Annotated in this window: 17 protein-coding genes and 2 pseudogenes; 11 read left to right on the forward strand and 8 right to left on the reverse strand. The window is 62.6% G+C overall.

Features of this window, described 5'->3' with window-relative positions; translation table 11 throughout:
• Positions 1 to 17 precede the first annotated feature (17 nt).
• The 6 genes from gnd to EN852_RS19495 all read left to right on the forward strand — a co-directional run bounded on the left by gnd (position 18) and on the right by EN852_RS19495 (position 6,407).
• Positions 18 to 1,031, forward strand: a complete 1,014-nt coding sequence (gnd, locus tag EN852_RS19470; RefSeq protein WP_127865952.1) for a phosphogluconate dehydrogenase (NAD(+)-dependent, decarboxylating) — start codon at positions 18 to 20, stop codon at positions 1,029 to 1,031.
• A gap of 13 nt (positions 1,032 to 1,044) precedes the next feature.
• A complete protein-coding gene (gene zwf / locus EN852_RS19475) occupies positions 1,045 to 2,421 on the forward strand; it encodes a glucose-6-phosphate dehydrogenase (RefSeq protein WP_127865953.1) in 1,377 nt (458 codons plus the stop codon).
• Between the two features lie 18 nt (positions 2,422 to 2,439).
• A complete protein-coding gene (locus EN852_RS19480) occupies positions 2,440 to 3,144 on the forward strand; it encodes an ROK family protein (RefSeq protein ID WP_127865954.1) in 705 nt (234 codons plus the stop codon).
• A 207-nt stretch (positions 3,145 to 3,351) separates the two neighbouring features.
• Positions 3,352 to 3,813 carry a MucR family transcriptional regulator gene (locus EN852_RS19485; protein WP_127865955.1) on the forward strand — a complete coding sequence of 154 codons (462 nt, stop codon included), beginning with the start codon at positions 3,352 to 3,354 and terminating at the stop codon, positions 3,811 to 3,813.
• Between the two features lie 107 nt (positions 3,814 to 3,920).
• The gene (locus tag EN852_RS19490; protein ID WP_127876505.1) at positions 3,921 to 5,021 is read left to right on the forward strand and encodes an aminotransferase class I/II-fold pyridoxal phosphate-dependent enzyme; all 1,101 of its coding nucleotides are present in this window, start codon (positions 3,921 to 3,923) and stop codon (positions 5,019 to 5,021) included.
• A gap of 147 nt (positions 5,022 to 5,168) precedes the next feature.
• A complete protein-coding gene (locus tag EN852_RS19495) occupies positions 5,169 to 6,407 on the forward strand; it encodes an MFS transporter (RefSeq protein WP_127876506.1) in 1,239 nt (412 codons plus the stop codon).
• A 156-nt stretch (positions 6,408 to 6,563) separates the two neighbouring features.
• On the opposite strand, the gene EN852_RS19500 is transcribed toward EN852_RS19495, so the two are convergent.
• The gene (locus tag EN852_RS19500) at positions 6,564 to 6,881 is read right to left on the reverse strand and encodes a GYD domain-containing protein (protein ID WP_127865958.1); all 318 of its coding nucleotides are present in this window, start codon (positions 6,879 to 6,881) and stop codon (positions 6,564 to 6,566) included.
• A gap of 237 nt (positions 6,882 to 7,118) precedes the next feature.
• Here EN852_RS19500 and EN852_RS42420 point away from each other — a divergent pair.
• Together EN852_RS42420 and EN852_RS42425 are read left to right on the forward strand one after the other, a co-directional pair.
• Positions 7,119 to 7,258, forward strand: a pseudogene (locus EN852_RS42420) (MucR family transcriptional regulator); the annotation flags it as partial.
• A gap of 98 nt (positions 7,259 to 7,356) precedes the next feature.
• Positions 7,357 to 10,553, forward strand: a pseudogene (locus tag EN852_RS42425) (amino acid permease).
• Positions 10,554 to 10,788: 235 nt separating this feature from the next.
• On the opposite strand, the gene EN852_RS19515 reads toward EN852_RS42425, so the two are convergent.
• From EN852_RS19515 to EN852_RS19525, 3 genes are all read right to left on the reverse strand, one after another.
• On the reverse strand, positions 10,789 to 10,989 hold the full coding sequence (locus EN852_RS19515; protein WP_127876508.1) for a hypothetical protein: 201 nt from the start codon (positions 10,987 to 10,989) through the stop codon (positions 10,789 to 10,791).
• A gap of 124 nt (positions 10,990 to 11,113) precedes the next feature.
• Positions 11,114 to 11,347 carry a hypothetical protein gene (locus tag EN852_RS19520; RefSeq protein ID WP_127876602.1) on the reverse strand — a complete coding sequence of 78 codons (234 nt, stop codon included), beginning with the start codon at positions 11,345 to 11,347 and terminating at the stop codon, positions 11,114 to 11,116.
• 200 nt (positions 11,348 to 11,547) lie between these two features.
• On the reverse strand, positions 11,548 to 12,618 hold the full coding sequence (locus tag EN852_RS19525) for a cyclic nucleotide-gated potassium channel (RefSeq protein ID WP_127876603.1): 1,071 nt from the start codon (positions 12,616 to 12,618) through the stop codon (positions 11,548 to 11,550).
• A 346-nt stretch (positions 12,619 to 12,964) separates the two neighbouring features.
• On the opposite strand from EN852_RS19525, the gene EN852_RS19530 reads away from it, so the two are divergent.
• Both EN852_RS19530 and EN852_RS19535 read left to right on the forward strand, forming a co-directional pair.
• Positions 12,965 to 14,071: an efflux RND transporter periplasmic adaptor subunit gene (locus tag EN852_RS19530; protein WP_189546068.1), complete on the forward strand. Its 1,107-nt coding sequence runs from the start codon at positions 12,965 to 12,967 to the stop codon at positions 14,069 to 14,071.
• Entirely contained in the window at positions 14,068 to 17,271 is a 3,204-nt protein-coding gene (locus EN852_RS19535) for a multidrug efflux RND transporter permease subunit (RefSeq protein ID WP_127876510.1), read from the forward strand. Before EN852_RS19530 ends, EN852_RS19535 begins: the two co-directional genes overlap by 4 nt.
• Before the next feature lie 115 nt (positions 17,272 to 17,386).
• Here EN852_RS19535 and EN852_RS19540 read toward each other — a convergent pair whose 3' ends face one another.
• From EN852_RS19540 to EN852_RS19555, 4 genes are all read right to left on the reverse strand, one after another.
• Complete coding sequence (locus EN852_RS19540; protein WP_127876511.1) at positions 17,387 to 17,812, reverse strand: Ohr family peroxiredoxin; 426 nt, start codon at positions 17,810 to 17,812, stop codon at positions 17,387 to 17,389.
• A 222-nt stretch (positions 17,813 to 18,034) separates the two neighbouring features.
• Positions 18,035 to 18,700 (reverse strand): VOC family protein, encoded by a 666-nt coding sequence (locus EN852_RS19545; protein WP_127876512.1) that lies wholly within the window; start codon positions 18,698 to 18,700, stop codon positions 18,035 to 18,037.
• Between the two features lie 54 nt (positions 18,701 to 18,754).
• Positions 18,755 to 20,071 carry an epoxide hydrolase family protein gene (locus tag EN852_RS19550; protein ID WP_127876513.1) on the reverse strand — a complete coding sequence of 439 codons (1,317 nt, stop codon included), beginning with the start codon at positions 20,069 to 20,071 and terminating at the stop codon, positions 18,755 to 18,757.
• An 86-nt stretch (positions 20,072 to 20,157) separates the two neighbouring features.
• The gene (locus tag EN852_RS19555; RefSeq protein ID WP_127876514.1) at positions 20,158 to 21,519 is read right to left on the reverse strand and encodes an epoxide hydrolase family protein; all 1,362 of its coding nucleotides are present in this window, start codon (positions 21,517 to 21,519) and stop codon (positions 20,158 to 20,160) included.
• A 222-nt stretch (positions 21,520 to 21,741) separates the two neighbouring features.
• On the opposite strand from EN852_RS19555, the gene EN852_RS19560 reads away from it, so the two are divergent.
• Entirely contained in the window at positions 21,742 to 24,597 is a 2,856-nt protein-coding gene (locus EN852_RS19560; RefSeq protein ID WP_127876515.1) for a winged helix-turn-helix domain-containing protein, read from the forward strand.
• The last annotated feature ends 238 nt before the right edge of the window (positions 24,598 to 24,835 follow it).

The raw sequence follows: 24,835 nt of genomic DNA on the forward strand, positions 1-24,835 counted from the left end.
GCAATCGGGATGAAACCATGCAGATCGGAATGATGGGACTGGGCAGGATGGGCGCCAACATGGTGCGGCGCCTGATGCGCGACGGCCATGAATGTGTCGTCTACGACATCAATTCGGCAAGCGTCGCCGGCATGGTCAAGGACGGCGCCGTGGGCGCCGCCTCGCTGGAGGAGTTCGTCGGCAAGCTCGCCAAGCCACGCTGCGCCTGGCTCATGCTGCCGGCCGCGATCACCGGCAGGATCGTCGACCAGGTGGCGGCGCTGATGGAGCCGGGCGACATCATCATCGACGGCGGCAATTCTTACTACCACGATGCCGTCGACCAGGCGGCGAAGCTGGCGGTGAAGGGCATCAACTTCGTCGATGTCGGCACCAGCGGCGGCGTCTGGGGTCTCGAGCGCGGCTACTGCCTGATGATCGGCGGCCCCGACGAAGCGGTGAAACACCTCGATTCGGTCTTCGCCACGCTGGCGCCTGGCCCGGACGCCGGAGCCAACCCGTCGAAGACCGACGGAACGGCGGCTTTCGGCTATCTGCATTGCGGACCGAGCGGCGCCGGCCATTTCGTCAAGATGGTGCACAACGGCATCGAATATGGCGTCATGGCCGCCTATGCCGAGGGCATGAACATCCTGAAATCGGCCAATGCCGGCAAAAGGCAGCGCACCGCCGACGCCGAGACGAGCCCGCTCGAAAACCCGCAATACTACCAGTTCGATATCGACCTGCCCCAGGTCGCCGAAGTCTGGCGGCACGGCAGCGTCATCGGTTCCTGGCTGCTCGATCTCACCGCCGGCGCGCTGAAGAGCGATCCGGCGCTCGCCCAGTTCGGCGGCCGCGTCTCCGACTCCGGCGAAGGCCGCTGGACGCTGAAGGCGGCGATCGACACCGGCGTGCCCGCGCCGGTGCTGTCCTCGGCGCTGTTCGACCGCTTCTCCTCGCAGGGCGAATCGCAATTCGCCGACAAGCTCCTGTCCGCCATGCGCTATGCCTTCGGCGGCCATGTCGAAAAGCCCAAGGCCGGCGCGTGAGGGGAGAAACGGCATGAGCCAGGAGAGGTCCGACACGCTGGTGCTTTTCGGGGCGACCGGCGACCTTGCGCACAAGAAGATATTCCCGGCGCTCTACCAGATGGTCGCCAAGGGAACACTGACCGAGCCGATCATCGGCGTCGCCTTCGACCCGTGGGACCTGCCCAAGCTGGTGGACCGCGCCCGCGACGGCATCGTCACCGCGCTGGGCGGCATCGACGACATGGTCTTTGCCAAGTTCGCCTCGCTGCTGCGCTATGTCAGCGGCGACTACCGCGACGGCGCCACCTTCGAGAAGCTGAGGACGGCGCTGGGTCCGGCGCTACACCCGCTGCACTACATGGCCGTGCCGCCAACGATGTTCGAGACCGTCGTGCAGGGGTTGGAGCAGTCCGGCACCGCACGCGGCGCGCGGCTGATGATCGAAAAACCCTTCGGCCACGATTTGCAGTCGGCGCGCTGGCTGAACCGGGTGCTGCATCTGGTGTTCGACGAGCAGTCGATCTTCCGCATCGACCACTATCTCGGCAAGGAAGCGATCCAGAACCTGCTCTATTTCCGCTTCGCCAACTCTTTCCTCGAGCCGATCTGGAACCGCAATTTCGTCGAGAGCGTGCAGATCACCATGGCCGAGGATTTCGGCATCGAGGGCCGCGGCAAATTCTATGACGATGTCGGCTGCATCCGCGACGTCATCGAGAACCACCTGCTCAACATCCTTCTTCTGCTCGCCATGGAGCCACCGGTCGGCCGCTCGGCCGACGACCTGATCGACGAGAAGGTGCAGGTGCTGCGCGCGATCCGCACGCTGACCAGGGACGATGTCGTGCGCGGCCAGTTCGACGGCTATCTGGCCGAGCCGGGCGTCAGGCCCAACTCGCCGGTCGAGACCTTCGCCGCGGTGCGCTTCTTCGTCGACACCTGGCGCTGGCGCGACGTGCCCTTCTTCATCCGCGCCGGCAAGAACATGCCGGTGCACGCCACCGAGGTGATCGTGCGGCTGAAGCGGCCGCCGCTCGACGTCTTCGATCCGATCAAGGCGGACGACGCCAATTATGTGCGCTTCCGCATCGACCCGCAGGTGGCAATCTCGATCGGCGCCCAGCGCAAGAGGCCCGGCGACGACATGATCGGCGAACAGGTGGAGCTCACCGCGCTCGACGACACCAAGGGCGACATGCCGCCCTATGAACGGCTGATCGGCGACGCCATGAACGGCAATGGCCAGCTGTTCACGCGCCAGGACGCGGCCGAGCTTGCCTGGCGCATCGTCGGTCCGGTGCTCGGCGACACCACGCCGCCGGCAATCTATGCGCCCAAGACCTGGGGGCCGGCCGACGCCATGAAAGGTTTCGGCCCGCCCGATGGCTGGATCAATCCGACCAGATAATTTCCGGGGAGGAGGGAAATGGCGAAGGCAGCAAAGACCGCCGCGACGGGCAGCGATCCGATCGTGCTCTGCATCGATGTCGGCGGCTCGCATGTGAAGATCCTCACCAGCGCCGGCGGCGAGATGCGCCGCGTTCCGTCCGGCCCGAGCCTGACGCCCGACAAGGTTGTCGCTTCGGTCAGGGATCTCGCCGAGGGCCTGGACTATGACGTGATCTCGATGGGTTATCCCGGCCCCGTGTCGGACAACAAGCCCTCGCTCGATCCCTTCAATCTCGGCAAGGGCTGGAACGGTTATGATTTCACCGCCGCCTTCGGCAAGCCGGTGAAGCTCGTCAACGACGCGCTGATGCAGGCGATCGGCAGCTATGACGGGGGCCGCATGCTGTTCCTCGGCCTCGGCACCGGCCTGGGCGCCGCCATGATCATCAGGAATGTCGGCCAGCCGATGGAGCTTGCCCATCTGCCCTACAAAAAGGGGGCGACTTTCGAGGATTATGTCGGCGAGCGCGGCCTGCTGAAGCACGGGAAGAAGAAGTGGCGCAAATACGTATTCGACGTGGTCGGCAGGCTTCGCGCCGCCTTGCAGCCGGACTATGTCGTGATCGGCGGCGGCAATGTCGACAAGCTCGATGAATTGCCTGAAAAATCCCGGCGCGGCGACAACACTCGCGCTTTCGAGGGTGGATTTCGTCTATGGCGCGACAAGGCGCTGATCGTCTGATATTGTTACATTTCAGTATAATTGTTCAAAACGGCGTGTATTGACGCTACAAAACGTTGCGCCGCGCAGATTTGCCGACTAGGAATTCACCAGCCTGCGGCCCCTGCGGCTTTCGAATTCGCCAACAACGCTCGCAGCGCTTTGATATTACACACCGCGAAATACGGACTGGTTTCGCGGCATTGCGGCACAAAATGGAGGAACTACGTGGACGAGGACACCAGCACAACCAAGGAAGTCGACCTGCTCGAGCTCACGGCTCACATCGTATCTGCCTATGTCGCGAAAAACCGCCTGCCCGCTTCGGACCTGGGCGGACTGATCGCCAGCGTCGCCTCGTCGATCGGCGGGATTAGCCAGCCGACGGAACCCGCCGCGCCCCCGCCGGTTCCCGCCGTCAACCCCAGGCGCTCGGTGACGCCGGACTACATCATCTGTCTCGAGGACGGGAAGAAGTTCAAATCGCTCAAGCGCCATATCGGCGTGCATTTCGGCCTGACGCCGGAGGCTTACCGCACCAAATGGGGCTTGCCGGTCGACTACCCGATGGTTGCGCCTAATTATGCGGCCTCGCGCTCGCAGCTGGCAAAATCGATCGGCCTCGGCCGCAAGGCGGAGCCGGAACCGGTGAAGCCAACCAAGGGCAGGAAGGCCAAGGCGCCCGCCTGAAATAGCGCGCCTGCACCAATGATTTGAGGAAGCCTGCCGAGGAATCTGCCTTGGCAGGCTTTCCGCTTTTGTGGCTTTGATACTACCGGAGATTGGGGAGGCAAGCCATGAACTACGCCAGGATGCTGATCGAGAAGGAAGCGCCGGAGGAATACGGCTACGACCGCATCCGCTACAATCTTTCCGAAAGCTCGATCGCCGACCAGAAACTCTCCGACATCGGCCTCGCGCTGCCCGACCTCACCTTGTTCTATGGCGAGCATCGCGGCGACAAGCAACTTCGCGCGCTGATCGCGGGGCAGGACAAGGGCCTTTCTCCCGACGATGTGCTGGTGACGGCCGGCGCGGCCGGCGCGCTGTTCATCATTGCGACTTCGCTGCTGTCGCCCGCTGACCATCTCGTCGTCGTGCGGCCGAACTACGCCACCAACATCGAGACGCCGAAGGCGATCGGCTGCGCCATCTCCTATGTCGATCTCGATTTCGACCAAGGCTTTGCCATCGACGTCGAGCGCGTGAAGGCCGAGATCCGCCCGAACACCAAGCTGATCAGCGTCACCTGCCCGCACAATCCGACCGGCACGATGATGACCCGCGCCGAACTCGACGCGCTGATCGCGCTTGCCGAACATCACAGATGTCGCCTGCTGGTCGACGAGACCTATCGCGACCTCTCCTATGGCGAGCGCCTGCCCTCGGCGGCCTCGCTCAGCCCGAGCGCGATCAGCGTCTGCTCGCTGTCCAAGGCCTTCGGCATTCCGGGCATCCGCATCGGCTGGCTGCTGACCCGCGATCCCGAGCTGCAGGAAACCTTCCTCGCCGCCAAGGAGCAGATCGGCATCTGCGGCAGCGTCATCGACGAAGCGGTCGCGCGCGCCACCCTCGAACGCCGCGACGCCTTCCTGGCCTCGCTGCTCCCCGAAATGGCCAGGCGCCGCGACACCGTGCAGGCGTGGATCGACGGCGAGAAGCTGGTCGACTGGGTGCGCCCGCAAGGCGGCGTCGTCGGCTTCCCGCGGCTCAATGTCGATGCCGGCTTCGACCTCGACCGCTTCTACACCAGGCTGCTGGAGGAGCACGGCGCCTATGTCGGCCCAGGTCACTGGTTCGAGATGCCGAAGCGCTTCTTCCGCCTCGGCTTCGGCTGGCCGACGGAAGCGGAGTTGCGCGGCGGCCTCGACGCCATCTCCGCCGCGTTGCGGGACTGAGCCGCCATCTCGCGCAAAAGATTCGATTTTCTTTTGATCCAGCGGGGATTTTTGCGCGCGTGACAGGACGAACTGGGCTAAAGCGTTCTGGCCGGACCAGCGCCCACCGTGCCCCGCCGGCCATTGTCGCAACGGGGCTCTCGAATCATGACCGCCGAAGCAACTTCACCCGACCAGCGTTACGCCGCGTTCCGGCACCGCCCATTCCTCAGCTACTGGACGGCCCGTTTCCTCACCACCTTCGCCACCATGATCGTGTCAGTCGCTGTCGGCTGGCAGGTCTATGACCTGACCCGCGACCCGTTCGACCTCGGCATTGTCGGCATCGTCCAGTTCCTGCCTTCGCTGCTTCTGGTCCTGGTCACCGGCGTCGTCGCCGACCGCTTCGGCCGCCGGCTGATCATGACGCTGGCTACGCTGGTCGAGGCCGGCTGCGCCTTGGCCTTGCTGCTTCTGACGCAGCGCGGCCTGCATGGCCCGCTGCCGATCTTCATCGTGCTGGTGATGTTCGGCATTGCGCGGGCCTTCTACGGCCCGGCTTCGTCCTCGCTGTTCGCCAATCTGGTGCCGCAGGAGGATTTCGCCAACGCGATCGCCTGGAATTCGTCGGCCTGGCAGACGGCGACCATCGTCGGCCCCGTCGCCGGCGGCCTCCTCTACGGCGTTTCGGCGGAGGTCGCCTACGCCACCGCCGCCATCCTGATGCTTGCCGCCGCCGTGCTCATCTTCACCATTCCGAAGCCGGCGCAGCAGACGGCCACCGACAAGCCGACGATGCAGACGCTGTTTGCCGGCTTCGGCTATATCTGGAGCGAGAAGATAGTGCTCGGCGCGATCTCGCTCGACCTCTGCGCTGTGCTTCTGTCCGGCGCCTCGGCGCTGCTGCCGGTCTATGCGCGCGACATATTGGAGCTTGGCCCGTGGGGCCTAGGCCTGCTGCGCTCGGCGCCCGGCATCGGCGCCATCTGCGTCGCCGTCTGGCTTGCCGGCCATCCGATCCGCGACCATGCCGGCAAGATCATGCTGGGCTTCGTCGCGCTGTTCGGCGCCTTCACCGTGCTGTTCGGCGTCTCGACCATCACCTGGCTGTCGATCCTGGCACTCGCTCTGCTCGGCGCCACCGACATGTTCAGCGTCTATATCCGCGAGACGCTGATCCAGCTCTGGACACCGGATGAGGTGCGCGGCCGCGTCAATGCCGTCAACCAGGTCTTCGTCGGCGCCTCCAACGAAGTCGGCGAATTCCGCGCCGGCACCATGGCGGCGCTGATCGGCACGGTTCCCGCCGTGGTGATCGGCGGCATCGGCGCCATCGCGGTCGCCGGTCTGTGGGCCTGGCTATTCCCGGCGCTGCGGCGGGTACGGCATCTGAACAGCCGGAATTGATTAGCGTGGATTTAAGCCGCAGAGTCCGACGTTTGGGCTGAATCGGGCTGGGCCGACGACGACCGGGATGGGACCGGGAACCGACGGCCCGGTATCGGTCGGAGCCTTCGACAAGCTGCCGTTCAGCTACTGGACGCGGTCCTTCGCGTCCCAAACCTACAATGGTGGGCGGAAGTCGACCTTCCTTTGAACGGCTTGGTCCACATCCTTCGGATCCATGAGCACCGTGACCCGAGACTTCACCATGCCGCTGGCCTGAGCGACAATAGCGGTCGCAGCCATGTCAATGTTGCTCGGCAGGTCAAGGATAACAACGAAGTCGTCGCTGCCAAAGGCGAAATAGAACACTTCGAGTTTGCCGCCGATCTCCTCGGCGAGTTTCTCGACCATCATTCGCCGTTTCGAACCGCCCTCCTTCAGCAAGCCCTTGAGACCCTGGTCCGTGTAAGAACCCTGGACGAGATATTTCGGCATCGCGGCTCCTCACTTTCAAAGTTTTTGGTGACAGGAGGTAGGATACAGCCTGCAGTTGGATCGCGGAATAGGTCGTCAATGTACCCCTTGCCGGGCAAGCGGCTTCGGGCGCGTCTCACGACGTGCGCTTGGAGGCGGCGGCAAAGTTCACTGAACGACCGACATGAGGCGCGCCAGGCCGTCTTGCCGCGCTGCCCCGCAGGGCCCGCCGCGATGCCGGCATAAGGTCGATGAAAGCCCGATTTCATCATCTGCCTGGAAGATGGCGTGAAGTTCAAATCGCCTGAGCGCCACGCAGTGCCGGTAACGGCATGACACCGGATGCGTGCCGCGCACAATGGAAGCTGCCGTCCGACTATTCCGTGGTAGCGACTAACTAGGCCGCCGAGAGATCCCTACTTTGCTGCCGCTAAGGACTTCGAAAGGATTTTGCTCGCATCGTTGATTAGCGCTCACGAATAGATTGGCGGCTGGAATGCAAAGGGATCATTCCTTGCGACCGCATCCCCGATCGTTGGGTTGGATCGGCACGACCGCGCTGGCCATGGGTGGCAGCAACCAAAGCCTGTTTCTTATAGCCGCGCTTTTCGTCGGCCAGGGTGCGATCCCGGGCCAGGGCAGCGCTGCCGTTGTTTTGCTGATCGTAGGCGTCATCCTCAGTTGGGCAGCCGCGCCAGCGTGGATAGAGCTGATATTACTATGGCCCGACCGCGTGGGCGGCATCGCGGCGACGTGTTCAGAGGCATTCCGACCGTACAGTCCGGTTCTCTCAGGTTTGGCCGGTACATGCTATTGGTGGGGTTGGGTTCCAACCTGTGGCTTGACGGCACTGCTTTCGGCGTCGGCAATACAGCAATGGTACCTGCCGGATATTCCCGTCGAGTTCGTGGCCTGCGCGTTGGTCGTGTGCTTCACCGCAGTCAATCTATGCGGAATAAAATGGGTCTCTCGGCTAGTCGTTCCGATAGCCACGGGTTCGGCCTTCCTGGCATTCGCGGCCGCGATCATCCCGATCCTCTCGGGCAACGTCGATTGGCGGCAGGCGACGACCTTCGCTTTAACGTCACCCTTCGCAGGCTGGTTTGGAGATCTGACCTCGATAATGGCCGGCCTTTATCTGGTCGGGTTTGCGGCCCCCGCGTTTGAAGCGGCGACATGCCATGTCGGCGAAACAGTCGACCCGAACCGCAACGTTCCTCGTGCGGTGTTTGCAAGCGCCGCAATGGCCGGACTTTACTTCATTGTCCTGCCAATTGTCTGGTTGGGTGCGTTGGGGTCTCAGCCGCTGGGCATGGACCTGGCTGTCGCTCTGGGGCCTGCCTTTGCCCCCCTGCTTGGCAGTTTTGGCAAGGCAGCCGCTATCTGGTTCATGATGCTCAACATGTTCCATGGAACGATGCAGCCGCTGGCGGGCGCCTCTCGGACATTGGCGCAGCTGAGCGAGGACGGGCTGCTGCCGCGGTTCCTCGGCCGACGTTCGGCGACGGATTGTCCATGGGCGGCGACGTTGCTGACAGCCTCAATGGCTATCCTGTTCCTTGTCATAGGCGATCCGATATGGCTGATCGCGGCGGCGAATTTTACCTATTTGATTGGAATTTGCCTGCCCAATGTCGCGGCCTGGCTTTTGCGCCGCGACCATCCTTGGGTCGACCGACCTTATCGAGCCCCGAAGGGAGCCATTGTGCTTGGCTTGGTTGCCTCCGGGATATGGATGCTAGCCGCTTTGCTCGGGTTTCAGCAGTTCGGACTCCCTACGGTCATTGTCGGTCTCGTCATGGCCTATTCGGGGGCCGCCCTCTACGCATGGCGAACAATCGAGGATCGGCTCCGCGCAGGGTTGCCGGCGGTCGGGCAGTCGCTGCATCTTAAGCTGACCGGCGCTATGTTGCTGGTTCTGGCGCTGGACGCCGCTGGCTACGTCATCGCGGTAAGCACTGTCTCGGCCGAACATGGCGCTCTGATAGCGGCGCTCGAGGACATCTTTGTCGCGGTGGCGATGTTGACCATCAGCGTCGGACTGGTTCTGCCAGGGATGATTGCGCACTCGGCAACCGAAATCAGCGAAGCTGCCAAGCGGCTCACCTCCGGTACGCCTCGTGACTTCAGTCGAGCTATGGTGGCCCTCGGTCGCGGTGACCTTGGTGCAGCCCACGCCTCCGTCAACATCACGCCCGTTTCCATTCATTCGAGGGATGAAATCGGCGAGATGGCGGAAAGCTTCAATCTAATGCAGCAGGAAGTTCTCCAGGCCGCTCATAGCCTCGATGACGCCAGAGACAATCTTTCCTTGGCGCGAAGCCAACTCGATGCGTCGTATCAGAGCATCGTTCATCTCGCTCATCACGATGCGCTCACCGGCCTGCCAAATCGGGTAGCATTTGCCAAACATTTGGCCCTGACCTTCGAACAGTCGATTGCTAGCGGCGAGACCTTCGCGGTCTTTTGTATGGACCTGGACAATTTTAAGGAGGTCAACGACGTTTTCGGACATGCCATTGGCGACGAGCTCCTGAAGGAAGCCGCGCTGCGCCTCACAATCGCCTCGCAGGATGCTTTCCTGGCAAGAGTCGGGGGCGACGAATTCACTTTGATTGCGGCACATCCAATTTCGCTTGAACCGCTCGAGCAACTTGCTGGCAGACTGCTGGCCACGGCCGATGATGCCTTCGATATTGAAGGCCAAAAACTGCGCATTGGATTGAGCATTGGCATCGCGGTGTTTCCCAAAGACGGAAGCGATGCCGGGACGCTTGTGGCGAATGCCGATGCGGCGCTTTACCGCGCGAAAGCGGAAGGTCGACTAAATGCCCGCTTTTTCGAACCGGAGATGGATCGCCATCTGCGCGAACAGCTGGCGCTGCAGCTTGACCTTCGATCGGCGCTCGAACGGGATGAATTGATGCTGCATTACCGGCCACAAGCCACAATTGATGGAAAGGTGTTCGGATTTGAAGTTCTTCTGCGGTGGCGCCACGAAAGGCTAGGCCTCGTCCCCCCAACGACTTTATTCCGTTGGCCGAGAAGAATGGTCTGATCGTTTCGATTGGCGAATGGGTGCTCAGACGCGCTTGTCGCGAGGCTGCAGCGTGGTTCGCTCCTCTGAAGATCGCGGTTAACCTGTCGCCGGTGCAGTTTCAACATGGGGACCTGGTGAACCTTGTCCACTCGATTTTACTCGAAACGGGGCTCGCTCCTGCCCGTCTGGAGTTCGAAATCACTGAAGGGGTTCTCATAAACGACCCCCAGCGGACTCTGTCTATCCTGCGTCGGCTCAAATCCCTGGGTGTCAAGATTGCAATGGACGACTTCGGCACTGGCTATGCTTCTCTTTCCTCATTGCGGTCGTTTCCGTTCGACAAAATCAAAATAGATCGCAGTTTCATTGTCGATGTGGCGACCAGTGACCAAGCGGCAGCAATCGTGCGTGCCGTCATAGGACTAGGGTCCGCTCTCGGCGTGCCCGTTATCGCCGAGGGCGTCGAAACCGAAGCTCAGCGTTCCTTCCTTGCCCGGGAGGGCTGTGTCGAAGTTCAGGGCTACCTGGTAGGCTGGCCTGCGTCCATCGAGACCTTTTCCGATTTGACGGCCAAGGCCAATGCTGGGCTTGTTCGAGGGCCAGCCCGTCGGGAAATAATAGAGATCCCCCGTCGCTCTGAGAGGAAACGGTGAAGTCTGGCGAAAACAAAGCCGCGCCGCGACTTTGTTTTCGGGGTTTCACGCGGGGCCGTTGGAGGTGAGCGACGCTGAAAGGCGGCTCACGGGAGCCCCGGCGGCCTGCCACAGACGACGGTCAAAGCGTGGACGTACTGTTAGTGGTTGCTGAATAAGCGACCCGGAACATTCGATCGGCGCCGCTGTTCCTTTTGACCAGGAGGAAACAGCCATGCATCAGGTCGAACACTATTCAGAGCGACGCGAACCAGAGCTCATGGAAGACGCATGCGAAGTCGCCCACTTCGCCAGAAAATTCCATCTCACGATGCCTGAAGCGAGGATGCTCATGCGGCAGCACGGCAACAATCACGCCCGACTTGAGAGGGAGGCGAGAAAGCTTGTGTGTAAAGAGCGTTGACCAAGCTTTTTCCGACTTTGGACCGCCGATCATCGGTCACGCCAAGTCGGATGCCCCAGGCATTGTCGCCGTGCGGAAGGCTTAGTTGCGATAGGTTTCAGCGTCGTCAGCCGACGGTGCTTGAGATCACCCGCAGATCACCCGCGCGCGGACCCTTCTACTCCGAAAAGCTCACACTGACGCCGCGCTGCCGAAAATAGGCCTGCATCAACTTGCGCCCGGCGCGGTTGTTCTGCACCAGCCTGGCCGGATCGAACACCGCCTGCTTCTTCCCCTCTCGGGCCAGCGCCGCCTTGAGGGTCGCGATATGCACATCGAGGTCGGCGTTGTCCGCTCGGAGCGAGGCATAGATATTTTCGATCGCTTCGGCCAGGGTCAGTTCGTTCAACAGTGTCTTCCTTTGGTTGATCGGGCGGCGCCTTAGCACAGATTCGCGGCTGCGCCGATACCGATGAGACTGCCTGTGCACAGCGCCGGTGGCGAAGCCCGATCCATTCGCCAGCGCCTCGGACCTTTAGAGCAATTCCAGGAAAAGTGTGAGCGGTTTTCCGTCCGGAATTGCGTAAAAACAAGGAGATAGTCCAACGACACTTATGCGGACGGCTGCGCTGCGCCGCGCCGCTCAAGCGCGGTCGTGCGGATGATTTCAGCGATCTCCGGGCTGCTGCTGCACAGCATCTGGAAATCCGACGAGTGCAATGACAGGAGTGACACCGCTGTTGCGGCGCTGACGGTCGCCATGCGCGGTTCACCAGTGATCAGCGCCATCTCGCCGAAGAAGGCGCCGGGGCCGAGTTCCACCGGCTTCGGTGCCGCGACGCTGACGCGCCCCTCCACGACGAAGAACATCCGATCACCGGGCTCGCCGCTGCGGCAGATCACGGCGCCCGCCGGTACCGTGCGAGGTCGTAACGCGCTCACGATCTCGACCAGCGCGGCCGGGCCAAGTTTCTGAAACAACGGCACGGCGGCGACCAATTGCCAATTGCGAACGAAATCCCCGCGACGGACTTCCTGAGCGAAGCCGGTGGCAAGAATGCCGGCCCAGAGCGCGAAGATGCCGATGCCGCTCATCATGACAGCCCCAGAGAGGACGCGACCAGCGAAGCTTTGCGGAATCTCGTCGCCATAGCCGGTGGTCGACAGCGTGACCACCGCCCACCACATTGCCTGAGGGATGCTGCCGAACTTTTCCGGTTGGATATCGCGCTCGATGACATAGGCCGCGAGGGCGACGCCGAACAGAACGACGCCGAAGAGCGTGGTGACGCCGATCAGATTGCGCGCTTCGTTGGCCAGCACCCTGCCCAGCACCGGGAAGAAAGTCGAGTCGCGCAGCGGTTTCAGCAGCCAGACACCACAGTACAGGCTCCAGTCGGAGGTGCCAATGAGCAGAAAAGCGGCGAGTGGAACCAGGACCGCGAGCACATCGATGGCGATTGCCGGCGTCCTGTCCCTAACGTCTCCCGCCCGGCGCTTGAGCAGCGTCGCGGCCATTTGCAGGAGATAGGCGCCCCAAACGACAGCGAGTACCGCGGTCAGAGCCAGCCTGCTTCGTCCGGATATGTCCGGTATCGTGAGCCCAGCCACCGCCAGAAGCCCAGGCGCAGCCAGCACCGCATTGAGCGGCGCGTAAATTCTCAAGAAAGGCAGTACCGACATTCTGCGCCCACCAGCCGCGACCACCTTCCAAAATAGATGCCTTAAAGGCAAGCGCAACGGTGCTTGCTCTCGCTGCAATGTGCATCATCACCAAACGGCAGCCACAGGGTGGACATTTCTGCCCACATGGAAAATGATCATGTTGCCATGCACAATACCGCAGTGCTCAAATCTCGACGAGAAGCCTGAGCGTAGAAGCGGATCAACCGACCTCCGGGTCCAGCGAGCGGGGACGCAAATGGACACCACAGGGAATGGGCAATTGCGTTGCGACGCGGACGGCCGACCCCGTCGATCGGCCGGCTGGCTGGCCCGCGCCGCCGTCTCGGCGGCATTCCTGCTCGGCATGGCTTTCAGCAGCGCTGCATTTGCGCAGGACCGGCAGCTACCCGTGGTGACGGCGGCCAAGCCGGTGGTGCGTGACATCGTCGAGGACGACGAGTTCGTCGGGCGCTTCGAAGCCGTCGACCAGGTCGCCATCCGTTCGCGCGTCAGCGGCTATCTGGACAAGGTCAGCTTCCAGGACGGCGCACTGGTCAACAAGGGCGACCTGCTCTTCACCATCGACCAGCGTCCGTACCAGGCCGCTTATGATGCCGCCAAATCGCAAGTGGACGTCGCCAAGAGCCTGCTTGAATTCACCAAGATGCAGCTGGATCGCGCCAACGAACTTGCCAAGACCGGCAACATCTCGCCTGCCACGGTCGACGACCGCCGGCGGGAATACCTTGCGGCGCAGGCGCAGATGCAGGGCGCGACGGCCGCGCTGACGACGGCCAGCCTGAACATGGAATTCACCGAGATCAAGGCGCCCTTGTCCGGCCGCATCGACCGCCGGCTGGTGTCGGTCGGCAACCTCGTGCAGCCGGATTCCACCTTGCTGACGACCATCGTCACGCGCGACCCGATCGACTTCTATTTCGACGTCGATGAGCGCCTGTATTTCAGCTACGCCCGCGACGCGAAGGCGCGTGGCGGCAGCATGCAGGAAGGCGCCGGCGGCCTCGATGTGGAGGTTCATGTCGCCGACCGCGCGGAGGCGGTGTTCAAGGGCAAGCTCGATTTTGCCGAGAACCGGATCGACAACGCGACCGGCACCATGCGGGTGCGTGCGAAGTTTGCCAACCCCGACGGCATTCTCCAGCCAGGCATGTTCGGACGCATCAACGTGCCGGGGTCGCTGCCGCATAGCGGCGTGCTGGTGCCCGACGAGGCGATCGGCGCCGATCAGGATCGCCGCATCGTCTTCCTGGTCGACGAGGCCGGAATGGTGTCGGCGAAGCCCGTGCGCACCGGACCGCTTCTCGACGGCTACCGGGTGATCCGCTCGGGTCTGACCGGCGGCGAGACGATCATCGTCAACGGGCTGATGCACGCCAGGCCCGGCACCAAGGTGAAGGTCGAGATGGTGACGTTGCCGCCCAAGGTCGAGACCGTCGGGTTGCAGCAATGAGGTTCGCGCATTTCTTCGTCGACCGCCCAATCTTCGCGTCGGTCGTTTCGATCGTCCTGCTGATCCTCGGCGGCATTGCTTATACCCAGCTGCCGGTCGCGCAATATCCCGAGATCGCGCCGCCGACCATCGTCGTTCGCGCGCAGTATCCGGGCGCCGACGCCCAGACGGTCGCAGCGACGGTGGCAACGCCGATCGAGCAGGAGATCAACGGCGTCGAGGGCATGCTCTACATGTCGTCCTATTCGTCGGGCGACGGGTCGATGGCGCTCACCATCACCTTCAAGCTGGGCACCGATCTCGACAAGGCGCAGGTGCTTGTGCAGAACCGCGTGTCGGTCGCCGAGCCGCGCCTGCCCGAAGAAGTCCGCCGCCTCGGCATCACCACCACCAAAAGCTCGCCCGACCTGATGATGGTCGTGCACATGCTGTCGCCTGACAACACCTACGACCAGCTCTACGTCTCGAACTACGCCCGCTCGCGGGTGCGCGACATACTGCTCAGGTTAGACGGCGTCGGCGACCTCATCATCTTCGGCGAACGCGAATATTCGCTGCGCATTTGGCTTGATCCGGAAAAACTGTCCGCCCTGGGGATGACCTCGGGCGATGTGGTGCAGGCGCTGCGCGACCAGAACGTCCAGGTGTCGGGCGGCTCGATCGGCGCGCCGCCGACCGGCACCGGCACGGCGTTCCAGTACACGGTCACCACGCAAGGCCGCTTCAACGACGCCCGCGACTTCCGATACGTGATCGTCAAATCGACCGACGACGGCCGCCTGATCTCGCTGCAGGACGTGGCGCGTATCGAGCTCGGCGCCAAGGATTACGTCACCAACTCCTATCTCAACGGCAAACCGGCGGTGGCGCTCGCCATCTTCCAGCGGCCGGGCACCAATGCGCTCGCCGCGGCCGCGGAGATCCAGGACAAGATGAAGGAGCTTTCCCGCGACTTCCCGAAGGGGTTGAGCTACGACATCGTCTACAATCCGACCGAGTTCGTCGCCGAGTCGATCCAGGAGGTCTACAAGACGATCCTCGAGGCGATGCTGCTGGTCATCATCGTCATCATCGTCTTCCTGCAGTCGTGGCGCATGGCGATCGTGCCGATCGTGGCGATCCCCGTGTCGCTGATCGGCACGCTGGCTGTGCTTTACGCCGCCGGCTTCTCGCTCAACATGCTGACGCTGTTCGGCCTCGTTCTGGCGATCGGCATCGTCGTCGACGATGCGATCGTCGTGGTCGAGAACGTCGAACGCAATATCGCCAGTGGGCTGGCGCCCAATCCGGCGTCGCACCTGACCATGAATGAAGTCGGAACGGCCATCATCGCGATCTCGCTGGTGCTGATCGCCGTGTTCGTGCCGACGGCCTTCATCCCCGGCATTTCCGGGCAGTTCTACCTGCAGTTTGCGATCACCATCGCGGTGTCGACGGCGATCTCGGCATTCAATTCGCTGACGCTTTCGCCGGCGCTGGCCGCATTGCTGTTCAAGCCGCACCACGCCGCGGCGGCGCCGCCGCGCTTTTTCCTGGCGCGGTTCGGACGCGCGCTCGCCGACGGGTTCAATCGCGGCTTCGACAGGGTCGCCCATTGGTATTCGAGCATCATCCGCGTGTTGGTCGGCTCGTGGATAACGATCGCCGCCATGCTGGCCGTTTTCGCGGCCCTGATCTCCGCCACGGTCTACATGGCGCAGGTGGTGCCGCGCGGTTTCATTCCGTCGCTCGACCAGGGCTATGCGATCGTCGTCGTCCAGTTGCCCGACGGCGCCTCGCTGTCGAGGACCGATGCGGTCATCCAGCAGGCGTCGCAGATCATCCAGAAAACGCCAGGCGTCGACTACGCTGTCGCCTTCGCCGGCTTCTCCGGCGCGACCTTCACCAACGCCAGCAACCAGGGCGTGATCTTCGCCAGGTTCAAGCCGTTTGACGAGCGGCTGAAAGCCGGCCAGTCGGCGACCAAGGTCATCGGCAATCTGTTCGGCAGCCTGCAAAGCATCAAGGAAGCTTTCATCATAGCACTGCCGCCGCCGCCGATTCGCGGCGTCGGCAATGCCGGCGGCTTCAAGCTGCAGATCCAGGAGCGCAACAGCGCCGACATGCGGCAGATCCTGGCGCTTGCCTACGAGATCGCCGGCAAGGCCAACAAGACGCCGGGGCTGATGGGCGTGTTCACCACCTTCTCCGCGTCGAGCCCGCAATTCTTCCTGGCGATCGATCGCGACAAGGCGCGCATCCTGAACGTGCCGATCCCCAACATCTTCGAGACGCTGTCGATCAATCTGGGCACTGCCTATGTCAACGACTTCAACGCTTTCGGGCGCGTCTACCAGGTGCGGGCGCAGGCCGACCAGGCGTTCCGCCTCGATCGCGCCGACATCTTGAAACTGAAGGTGCGCTCGGCGACCGGCGCGCTGGTTCCGCTCGGCACGTTGATCGAGATCCGCGACGTCACCGGCCCGGCGCTGGTCCAGCGCTACAACATGTACGTCTCGGTGCCGCTGCAGGGCAACGCCGCGCCCGGCGTTTCCACGGGCGATGCGCTTGCATTGATGGAAGGGATCACGGCAAAGACGCTGCCGGCAGGTACCTCCTATGAATGGACCGAGCTCGCCTATCAGGAGCGCAACACCGGCAATGCCGCAGTCTATATCTTCGGACTGTCGGTGCTGTTCGTGTTCCTGGCGCTGGCGGCGCAATATGAAAGCTGGGTGCTGCCGTTCGCCATTGTGCTGGTGGTGCCGCTCGGCGTGCTCGCGGCGTTGCTCGGCGTGACTTTCCGAGGGCTGGACAACAACATCCTCGTGCAGATAGGTCTCATCGTGCTGATCGGGCTTGCCGCCAAGAACGCGATCCTGATCGTCGAATTCGCGCGGCAGGCGCAGGAACGCGGCCTGACGGCCGCCGAGGCTGCCGTCGAAGCCTGCCGGCTCAGGCTGCGGCCGATTCTGATGACCGCCTTCGCGTTCATCCTCGGCGTCGTGCCGCTGATGATCGCAACGGGCCCGGGCGCGGAAATGCGCCAGTCGCTCGGCACCGCGGTGTTCTCCGGCATGCTCGGCGTCACCTTCGTCGGCCTGTTCCTGACGCCGGTGTTCTATGTCACGCTCAGGTCGCTGTTTTCAGGGCGCAAGCCCCGTGCCGAAGCCGAGGCTACGGGGCCGGCAGAGGCGCCATCGGAGACGCCCGCCGAGTAGCGCAACCTCGACCTCCAGGGTCCTCGCTTGCGATGTCTGCGTGCAGCAAGCCGCGAGCTGATCTCTACGGACGAGATGAGGCCGACAAGAGCCTGCGGATGTCAAAAGCGGACATTCACGTCGATAAGGGCACGATCACGACATTGATGTTGCCTCGTGTCGCTTTGGAGTAAGGACAAATCTCGTGGGCTTGATCCACCAGAATTTGTACGACATCCCGCTCCACACCCGGCACGGCAATACTCAGTTGGACGCTGAGAAAGTGGCCGTTTTCTCCGTGGTTCAGATTCACCTCGGCCTCGATGCTCACCCCTGCAGGCAGCGCGATTTTTCGTTCGTGTGCCACAGATGCGATTGCGCTTGCGAAGCTGGCCGACCAGCCGGCTGCGAGCAATTGCTCCGGATTGGTGCCTATACGCGCCGATCCGGGCGCCGAAAGCCAGATGTCCAGAAGGCCGTCGGAGCTGCGCGAGGCGCCATTTTCGCGGCCGCCCGCAGTTGCGGTCCTGGCCGTGTAGACAACCCTCGCGATGCGGCTCATGGGCATTCTTCTTCTGGCAGCGGTGACCGCCGGGGGCGGTTACCGCTAACTCGATCAGGCATTGACCTCGATAACGGCATCAACGAAGGCCCGCGGCGGAGGTCATGGACTGCGCCAAATTCGTGCCCCTTGGAAAACCGGCAATCGGAGCCCGATTGCCATTACAAGCGCCTTCGATGTTGTCGCGCGAGCGGTTCGAGTGCGCACTGCGCGCCCAACCTTTCAGAGCGGAAGCTCGGTGCCAGCCTGCTCCGCCACCATGTACTCGGCGTACCAGTCCGGCCAGTTCTCATCACGCTGGCCGCCTGTCCGCTGCTCGTGCTCGCCATGAGCCACAGATGCACGCCGCAGTGCGGCCGCCAGTTCGACCGACGACATAAATGTGGCGCCGTCAGCGTCGACGCGGCCTGGCGCTCGCGCAGTGACCTCCTGCAAAAGCCAGTTGTTTCCGGCCGGATCGCGGAAGGAAGCCCACGAGGCGTAGCTGCGTCTTTCCGGGTCAGGCCCGCTGACACGCCCTTTATCACCGGCATAGTGATACACTTCGCTCACATCGAGCCCGCGATCGGCGAGCTCGGCGCGTGCCGCCTCTATGTCCGACACAACGAGTTCACCAGCGGTTTCGAGAATGTCGAGCTCGATACGAGCATAGGGGCCCGGTGCAACGCCCGAGCCGAAGACAACCGAACAGTTTGATCCAGGAGGCGTAAACTGGACGACATGAAATCCGTCGCCTGTGAGGTCGGCGTCCAGCCGCCAACCCAAACCCGTGTAGAACAGCTTAGCGCGCTCGACATCAGAAACTGGAATGACCACGACCTCGAGCTTCATGTCGTGGGGTTTTTGCGTCTCGACTGCGGTGTCGCGGCGGGTAGTGGCAATCGTCATGTCTGCCTCCTGCGTTGAATCTGATGGGAATGCTTCTTTGGCCCTTCGGTCGGTTCAGTTTCTTTGCCGCAGCGACCTGAAGGCAGCGCGCAACTCGGCGGAGAAGAGCTCCGGCTGCTCCCACGCGGCGAAGTGGCCGCCTTTGTCGACCTCATGGAAGTAGATCAGGTTGGGATAGGCGCGCCGGGCCCACGTCTCGGGGGCTTGATAGCCTTCCCCCGGAAAGACCGTGATGGCGACCGGAAGCGAGACTTCGTTCGTTTTTTCAGGTTGGGCAAAAACGGGACTGCGCCCGCCGCCGTACTCCCAGTAAATTCGCGCGGACGAGGTGGCGGTGTTCGTCAACCAGTACAGAGTTATGTCGTCCAGCACCTCGTCCGGTGACTTTTCAGGGTCGCTTTTGTCGTAGGTCCAGCCTGAAAAGCCCGGATGCCCGAGCATCCACGCTGCGAGCCCCACAGGGGAGTCATTGATGGCGTAGCCGATCGTCTGCGGTCGGGCACCCATCATCGTGGCATAGGATCTATTCCCCATCTTGGCGGCCATGCTGAGCGCGTCGAATGCCGTGCGCTCCTTAGCCGTCAGGCCTGCCGGCGCTGGTCCGCCGGCGGCGAGCACAGCAGCTATCTCGGGAGGTACGACAGCCGGCAGGTTGACATGGATGCCAAGAAGTCCTGCAGGGGCCAGGCGGCCCATCGCATTCGAAACGGGGGAGCCCCAGTCGCCGCCTTGGGCGACATATCTTGTGTAGCCGAGGCGCTTCATCAGCTCTGCCCAGGCTCGCGCGATGCGATCTGTATCCCAGCCGGTCTCGGTCGGCTTGCCGGAGAAGCCGAAACCCGGCAGAGACGGCAGTACGAGGTCGAACGCGTCCTCAGGGCTGCCGCCATGCGCGGTGGGATCGGTGAGCGGGCCGACCGTTTTGAGCAGTTCCAGCACCGAGCCAGGCCAGCCATGCGTCATGATCAGCGGCAGGGCATGGGGATGTTTCGATCGAACGTGGATGAAGTAAATGTCAACGCCGTCGATCGTAGTCGTGAATTGAGGCAAGGAATTCAGCTTCGCTTCCGCTGTCCGCCAGTCGTAGGCCGTGCCCCAATACTCGACGAGCGGCTTGATCTTCGCGAGCTGAATGCCCTGCGACTGGTCACCGACGGTCTCCCGGTCGGGCCACCGTGTTTCCGCAATACGACCGCGAAGATCGTCGAGCGCCGCTTGCGGCACCTGAACTTTGAAGGGCCGGATCGAGCGATCCTCGACGGGATTTGCCAAGGCGGGCGCGGCGAGGGTGCAAACTCCAAACGCCAGCGCACCGGTAGCGAGCACAATGCAAGTCGCAACTGCGGCAAGTGTCTTGATGAGAGGGTTCATTGCAGTCGCTCCCTTCGAGGTTCGCTATGCAGCTAAAGCGGGGTGGAAGATGACGCGCGTCCGGCACGCCATCCCCCGCCGACACGTCAGGTCTGCAACGTCTTGAATGTTGCGCGCACTTCATCGGTGAAGATCTTCGGCTGTTCCCAGGCCGCGAAATGGCAGCCCTTGTCTGTGCGGCCGTAATGCAGAAGCTTCGGGAACGCGCGTTCAGTCCAGCTCTTCGGCGCCGTGTAGATTTCACTGGGATTCGCAGTGGCGCCGACAGGAATTGTGATGCCCTTGGCGTCGAAGAAGCCGGCCTTTGCCGTTTGCGTGTGCTCCCAATAGAGGCGCGCCGAAGAGATCGCCGTGTTCGTCAGCCAGTAGAACGTGATGTTGTCGAGGATGTCGTCGCGGGTAAGGCCCTCCGGCTCTCCGTCGAAGGAGCGAGCGATCAGCGCGTAGCTATCCGCATCGTGATCGAGGATCCACGCCGCCAGGCCGGCCGGTGAATCGACGATCCCGTAGAGCGTTTGCGGACGAAGCGCCATTTCGTTGGCGTAGCCCAGGCCGTTCTTATAGAAAAACGCCACCTGCTCGTAGGCGCGCTTCTCGTCGGGGCCGAGATCGGCAGGGGGCGGGCCGCCGGAGGCAAGCGCCTTCACGATCTCGGGCGGAATCGTCCCCGGCATGTTCGTGTGGATGGCGACCAGCCCGGGAGGTGCGATCAGGGCCATCTGTTCGGTGATAAGTGCTCCCCAATCGCCGCCCTGCGCGACGTACCGCTCGTAGCCGAGGCGCTTCATCAGCACGATCCACGCCCGCGCGATGCGCGGTGGATCCCAACCGGTTTCGGTGGGCTTGCCGGAAAAGCCATAGCCCGGCATCGACGGGATAACCACGTCGAACGCGTCGCCCTCGGTACCGCCGTGGGCAGTGGGATTGGTCAACGGATCGATGATCTTCAGCAATTCAATGACCGAACCGGGCCAGCCATGCGTGATGATGACAGGCAGGGCGCCCTCATGCTTGGATTTCACATGGATGAAGTGGATATCGAGGCCGTCGATCTCAGTGACGAAATTCGGCAGCGCCTTCAACCGCGCCTCGCATTTGCTCCAATCATATTCTGTTGCCCAGTACCGCATGAGCTTCTGCATCGTGGCGAGTTGCACGCCCTGCGTTGGCCCTGCCGACGCCGGGGTCGACCAGATCCGCCGGGAGGCCTCGTCGGATACGAGCTCGCGCTCGGGCCAGCGCGTGGCCATGATGCGCCGGCGAAGCTCGGTGAGCTCTTCCTGCGGGAAGCCAACGGTGAAGGGGCGAATGCCATCGCTGGTTGATGCGGCGGCCTTTTGTGACGGGAGCAGGCTCGCGGCGCCTGCGGCGGCGATGCCGACCGCAGCAGTGCCCAAAAGTCGCCGGCGATCCTGGTCGATTGCTTCGGAGGTTCTGGTCGTGTTCATGGGACTCTCCTAGGGTTGATGGATGCGATCTGCCCTGCTTGACATACCCCCCGGTGATGGGATTAGCCCGTTATGCATCGTGAGCCCTTGTTAGCCGCTGCCCGCCTGCCGCTTTTTTGAGCAAATAGGACCGCCAGACAGTGGGACCCCCTATGGTGCGGGAGCGCTCCTTGACCTAAACTGAGGCGCTGGGTGCAGGCGGCTCCCAAAAGAAGAGACGCCATGACGATAACGGCAAGTCGGGCCAAAGACGGACTGTCGTTCGGCCCTTTCTGTTTGGCTGCGGGTGAAAGGCTCCTGACAAGAGAAGGCGCTCCTGTAGAGCTTGGCTCGCGCGCCCTTGAAATTCTCATCGTGCTGACTTCCGCCCCGAATGAAGTCGTCAGCAAGAAGGATCTGATGTCGCGGGTCTGGCCCGATGTGGTTGTCGAGGAAGGCAGCCTGCGGTTCCACATGACCGGACTGCGCAAGGCGTTGGGCGACGGAAAGGATGGCGCGCGTTACATCGCGACACTTCCGGGGCGCGGCTATTGCTTCGTTGCACCGGTTTCGCGATCAAGCGGCCCACACGACAAGGCCCCATTCATCGCCGCCGGGTTTCCACATGCGAATCTTCCAAACCGCTTGAGCAGAATGGTCGGGCGGGATGAGGACGTTCTCAAGCTGTCGGCGCAATTGAATGCTTCGCGGTTCGTCACCATCGTCGGCGCCGGCGGTGTCGGCAAAACCACCGTTGCGATCGCAGTCGGGCATCATCTGATCGACGCATTTTATGGAGCGGTGCTGTTCGTCGATCTGGGAATGATCGGTGATCCCGGTCTGGTCACGACAGCCGTCGCCTCGATGCTTGGGCTAGCCGTTCAAACGGAAGATGCCACGCCCAATCTGATCGCTTACTTGCGGAACAAGCGGATTCTCTTGATCCTCGATACCTGTGAGCATCTCTTGGATGCGGTGGCGCCTTTGGCAGCAAGCATCGTCGGTGCGGCGTCGCAGGTCCACATTCTGGCGACGAGCCGCGAGGCGCTTCGGGTCGACGGCGAGCATATCTATCGGTTGAATGCGCTTGCCTATCCGCCCGACGGGCCCGGACTAACGGCGGCCATTGTCCAGACCTTCCCAGCCACCCAGCTGTTCGTCGAACGGGCGGTGGCAGGCGGCGCTCGTTTGGACGTCGGCGACGCGGAAGCCCTGCTCATCGCAAGCATCTGTCGAAAGCTCGACGGAGTGGCGCTCTCCATCGAACTGGCGGCAAGGCGCGTCGAATCCTATGGGCTGCAACAGACCGCCGCACTTCTTGACCAACGTCTGACACTGCTGTGGCTCGGTTCGCGGATCGCGCCGCCGCGTCAGCAAACTCTGCAGGCGACGCTGGATTGGAGCTTTGGGCTCCTGACCGACCTTGAGCGTGTGGTGTTGCGTAGGCTCGCGGTATTCGTCGGTCATTTCACGCTCGATGCGGCCCTGGAGGTGGTGACGAGCGCGACCCTCGATCGATCGACCGTCCTGGGCGCCGTGGACAGTCTCGTCGCCAAATCGATGGTAGCGACGCGTCCGGTCGGAGCGATGATACGCTACCGGCTCCTCGATACCACGCGCGCCTACGTTCTCGAGATCCGCATCGATGACGCCGAGGCTGCCGATCTGGCAGTGCGTCACGCCGCGTACTTTCGAAGATGGCTAGAGCAGACAGGAATGGAGTGGCCGAGACTGGCAACCGGTGAGGAACGGGCTCCTCATTTCGCGGCCATCAATAACGTCCGGGCTGCCCTGCAGTGGTGCTTCAGCGACCGCGGCAACGCCGACATCGGCATCGGGCTGGTCACCGCTGCCGCGCCGGTTTTTTTGGCGATGTCATTGTTGCCGGAATGTCACCACTGGTCCGAGCGCGCGATATTGGCCTTCGACACCTCAGCTCTTGGCGGACTCGACGAGATGCATCTCCAGGCAACCCTCGGCGTGTCATTCATGTTCATGCGGGGAGGACGCCAGAGGGCGCGCGTAGCCCTGGAGAGGAGTCTGGCGATTGCCGAGGAGCGCGGCGATCCGCTGGATCGAGTGCGTCTGTTGGGTCCGCTTAACATGTTCCATCTGCGGACGGGCAATTTCGTAACCGCCCTCGAATTTGCGAGACGTTGTTCAGCCACAGCCGCCGGTCTGGAGGATTCGGTCGCGATCGCGCTTGCGCACTCGATCCTGGGCATCTCGCTCCACTTGCGAGGTGACCTCGCGGAGGCGCGCGCAGAGCTGGAAGCGGCGCTCGACCGTGGGCCCCGCTCTCAGCGGACCACGACGATCTATCTGGGCTTCGAAGGCAAAATCCTGGCCAGGGCAATTCTGGCGAGGAACCTTTGGCTGCAAGGCCATCCGGATCAAGCTGCGACACATGCCCGGCAGGCCGTCGACGAAGCTGCCGCCATGGATCATTCGCTCACACTGGCGATCGCGTTGATCTGGGCGATTTCCGTCTTCCTGTGGACCGGGGACCTGAAGAGCGCCGATGCCTACATCGACATGCTCATCGCCCGCGCGGAGTCCCATTCCATGACTCCTTACCTGCTGGTCGGTCGGGGATACAAAAGCGAGGTCGCCATCCGTCAGGGCGATGCAAAAGGCGGTGTCGAGGGCCTGCAGACTTGTCTTCAGAAACTGCACGCGGCCCCTTACGAATTGCTCACGACTCCGCTCAACCTCTCGCTGGTCAGGGGATTATCGACGATCGGTCAGGTAGACGAAGCGACTGCGCTGATCGACGAGTCGCTTGGCCTCGTCGAAAAGAACGGCGACCAATTGTACCTCCCGGAGTTGCTGCGGATGAAGGGAAGCCTCCTTCTCCAGTCGCAACGCGACCGCGACGAAGCTGCCGCCTATCTCATGGAAGCGCTGGAGTTGAGCCGCAGTCAGGGCGCGCGGGCATGGGAATTGCGGACCGTAATCGATATGACGACGCTGATGGCCGGGCGCGGGGAAATCAATGCCGCTCGAGAGCTCTTGCAGCCCGTTGCGGCATACTTTGCCGAAGGCCTGAGTACAGCGGATGTTATGGCTGCCAAACACCTGCTGACGACGCTGGGGTAGAACCTGAAGCCACTCCCCAGAGGCGTCGTATGCCATGTCTTGACGCCGTCGACACCCGTCCCGCTGTTATTTGTCACAGGAATTGAAGGCGAGATGGCGCGGCGATCGCCCCGGCGGATCTCGCCTCTGTCGCGGAAGCGCCGACGTCGAATACCCACAATCCGAGGAGTAGAGCCCGGCGGTTGATCGTGGCTCAGAGGTTGCTCGGATTTTGCGTCGTTTCGTCATCGCGGTCGTT

Source organism: Mesorhizobium sp. M2E.F.Ca.ET.209.01.1.1 (assembly GCF_004010375.2).
Lineage (GTDB): Bacteria > Pseudomonadota > Alphaproteobacteria > Rhizobiales > Rhizobiaceae > Mesorhizobium.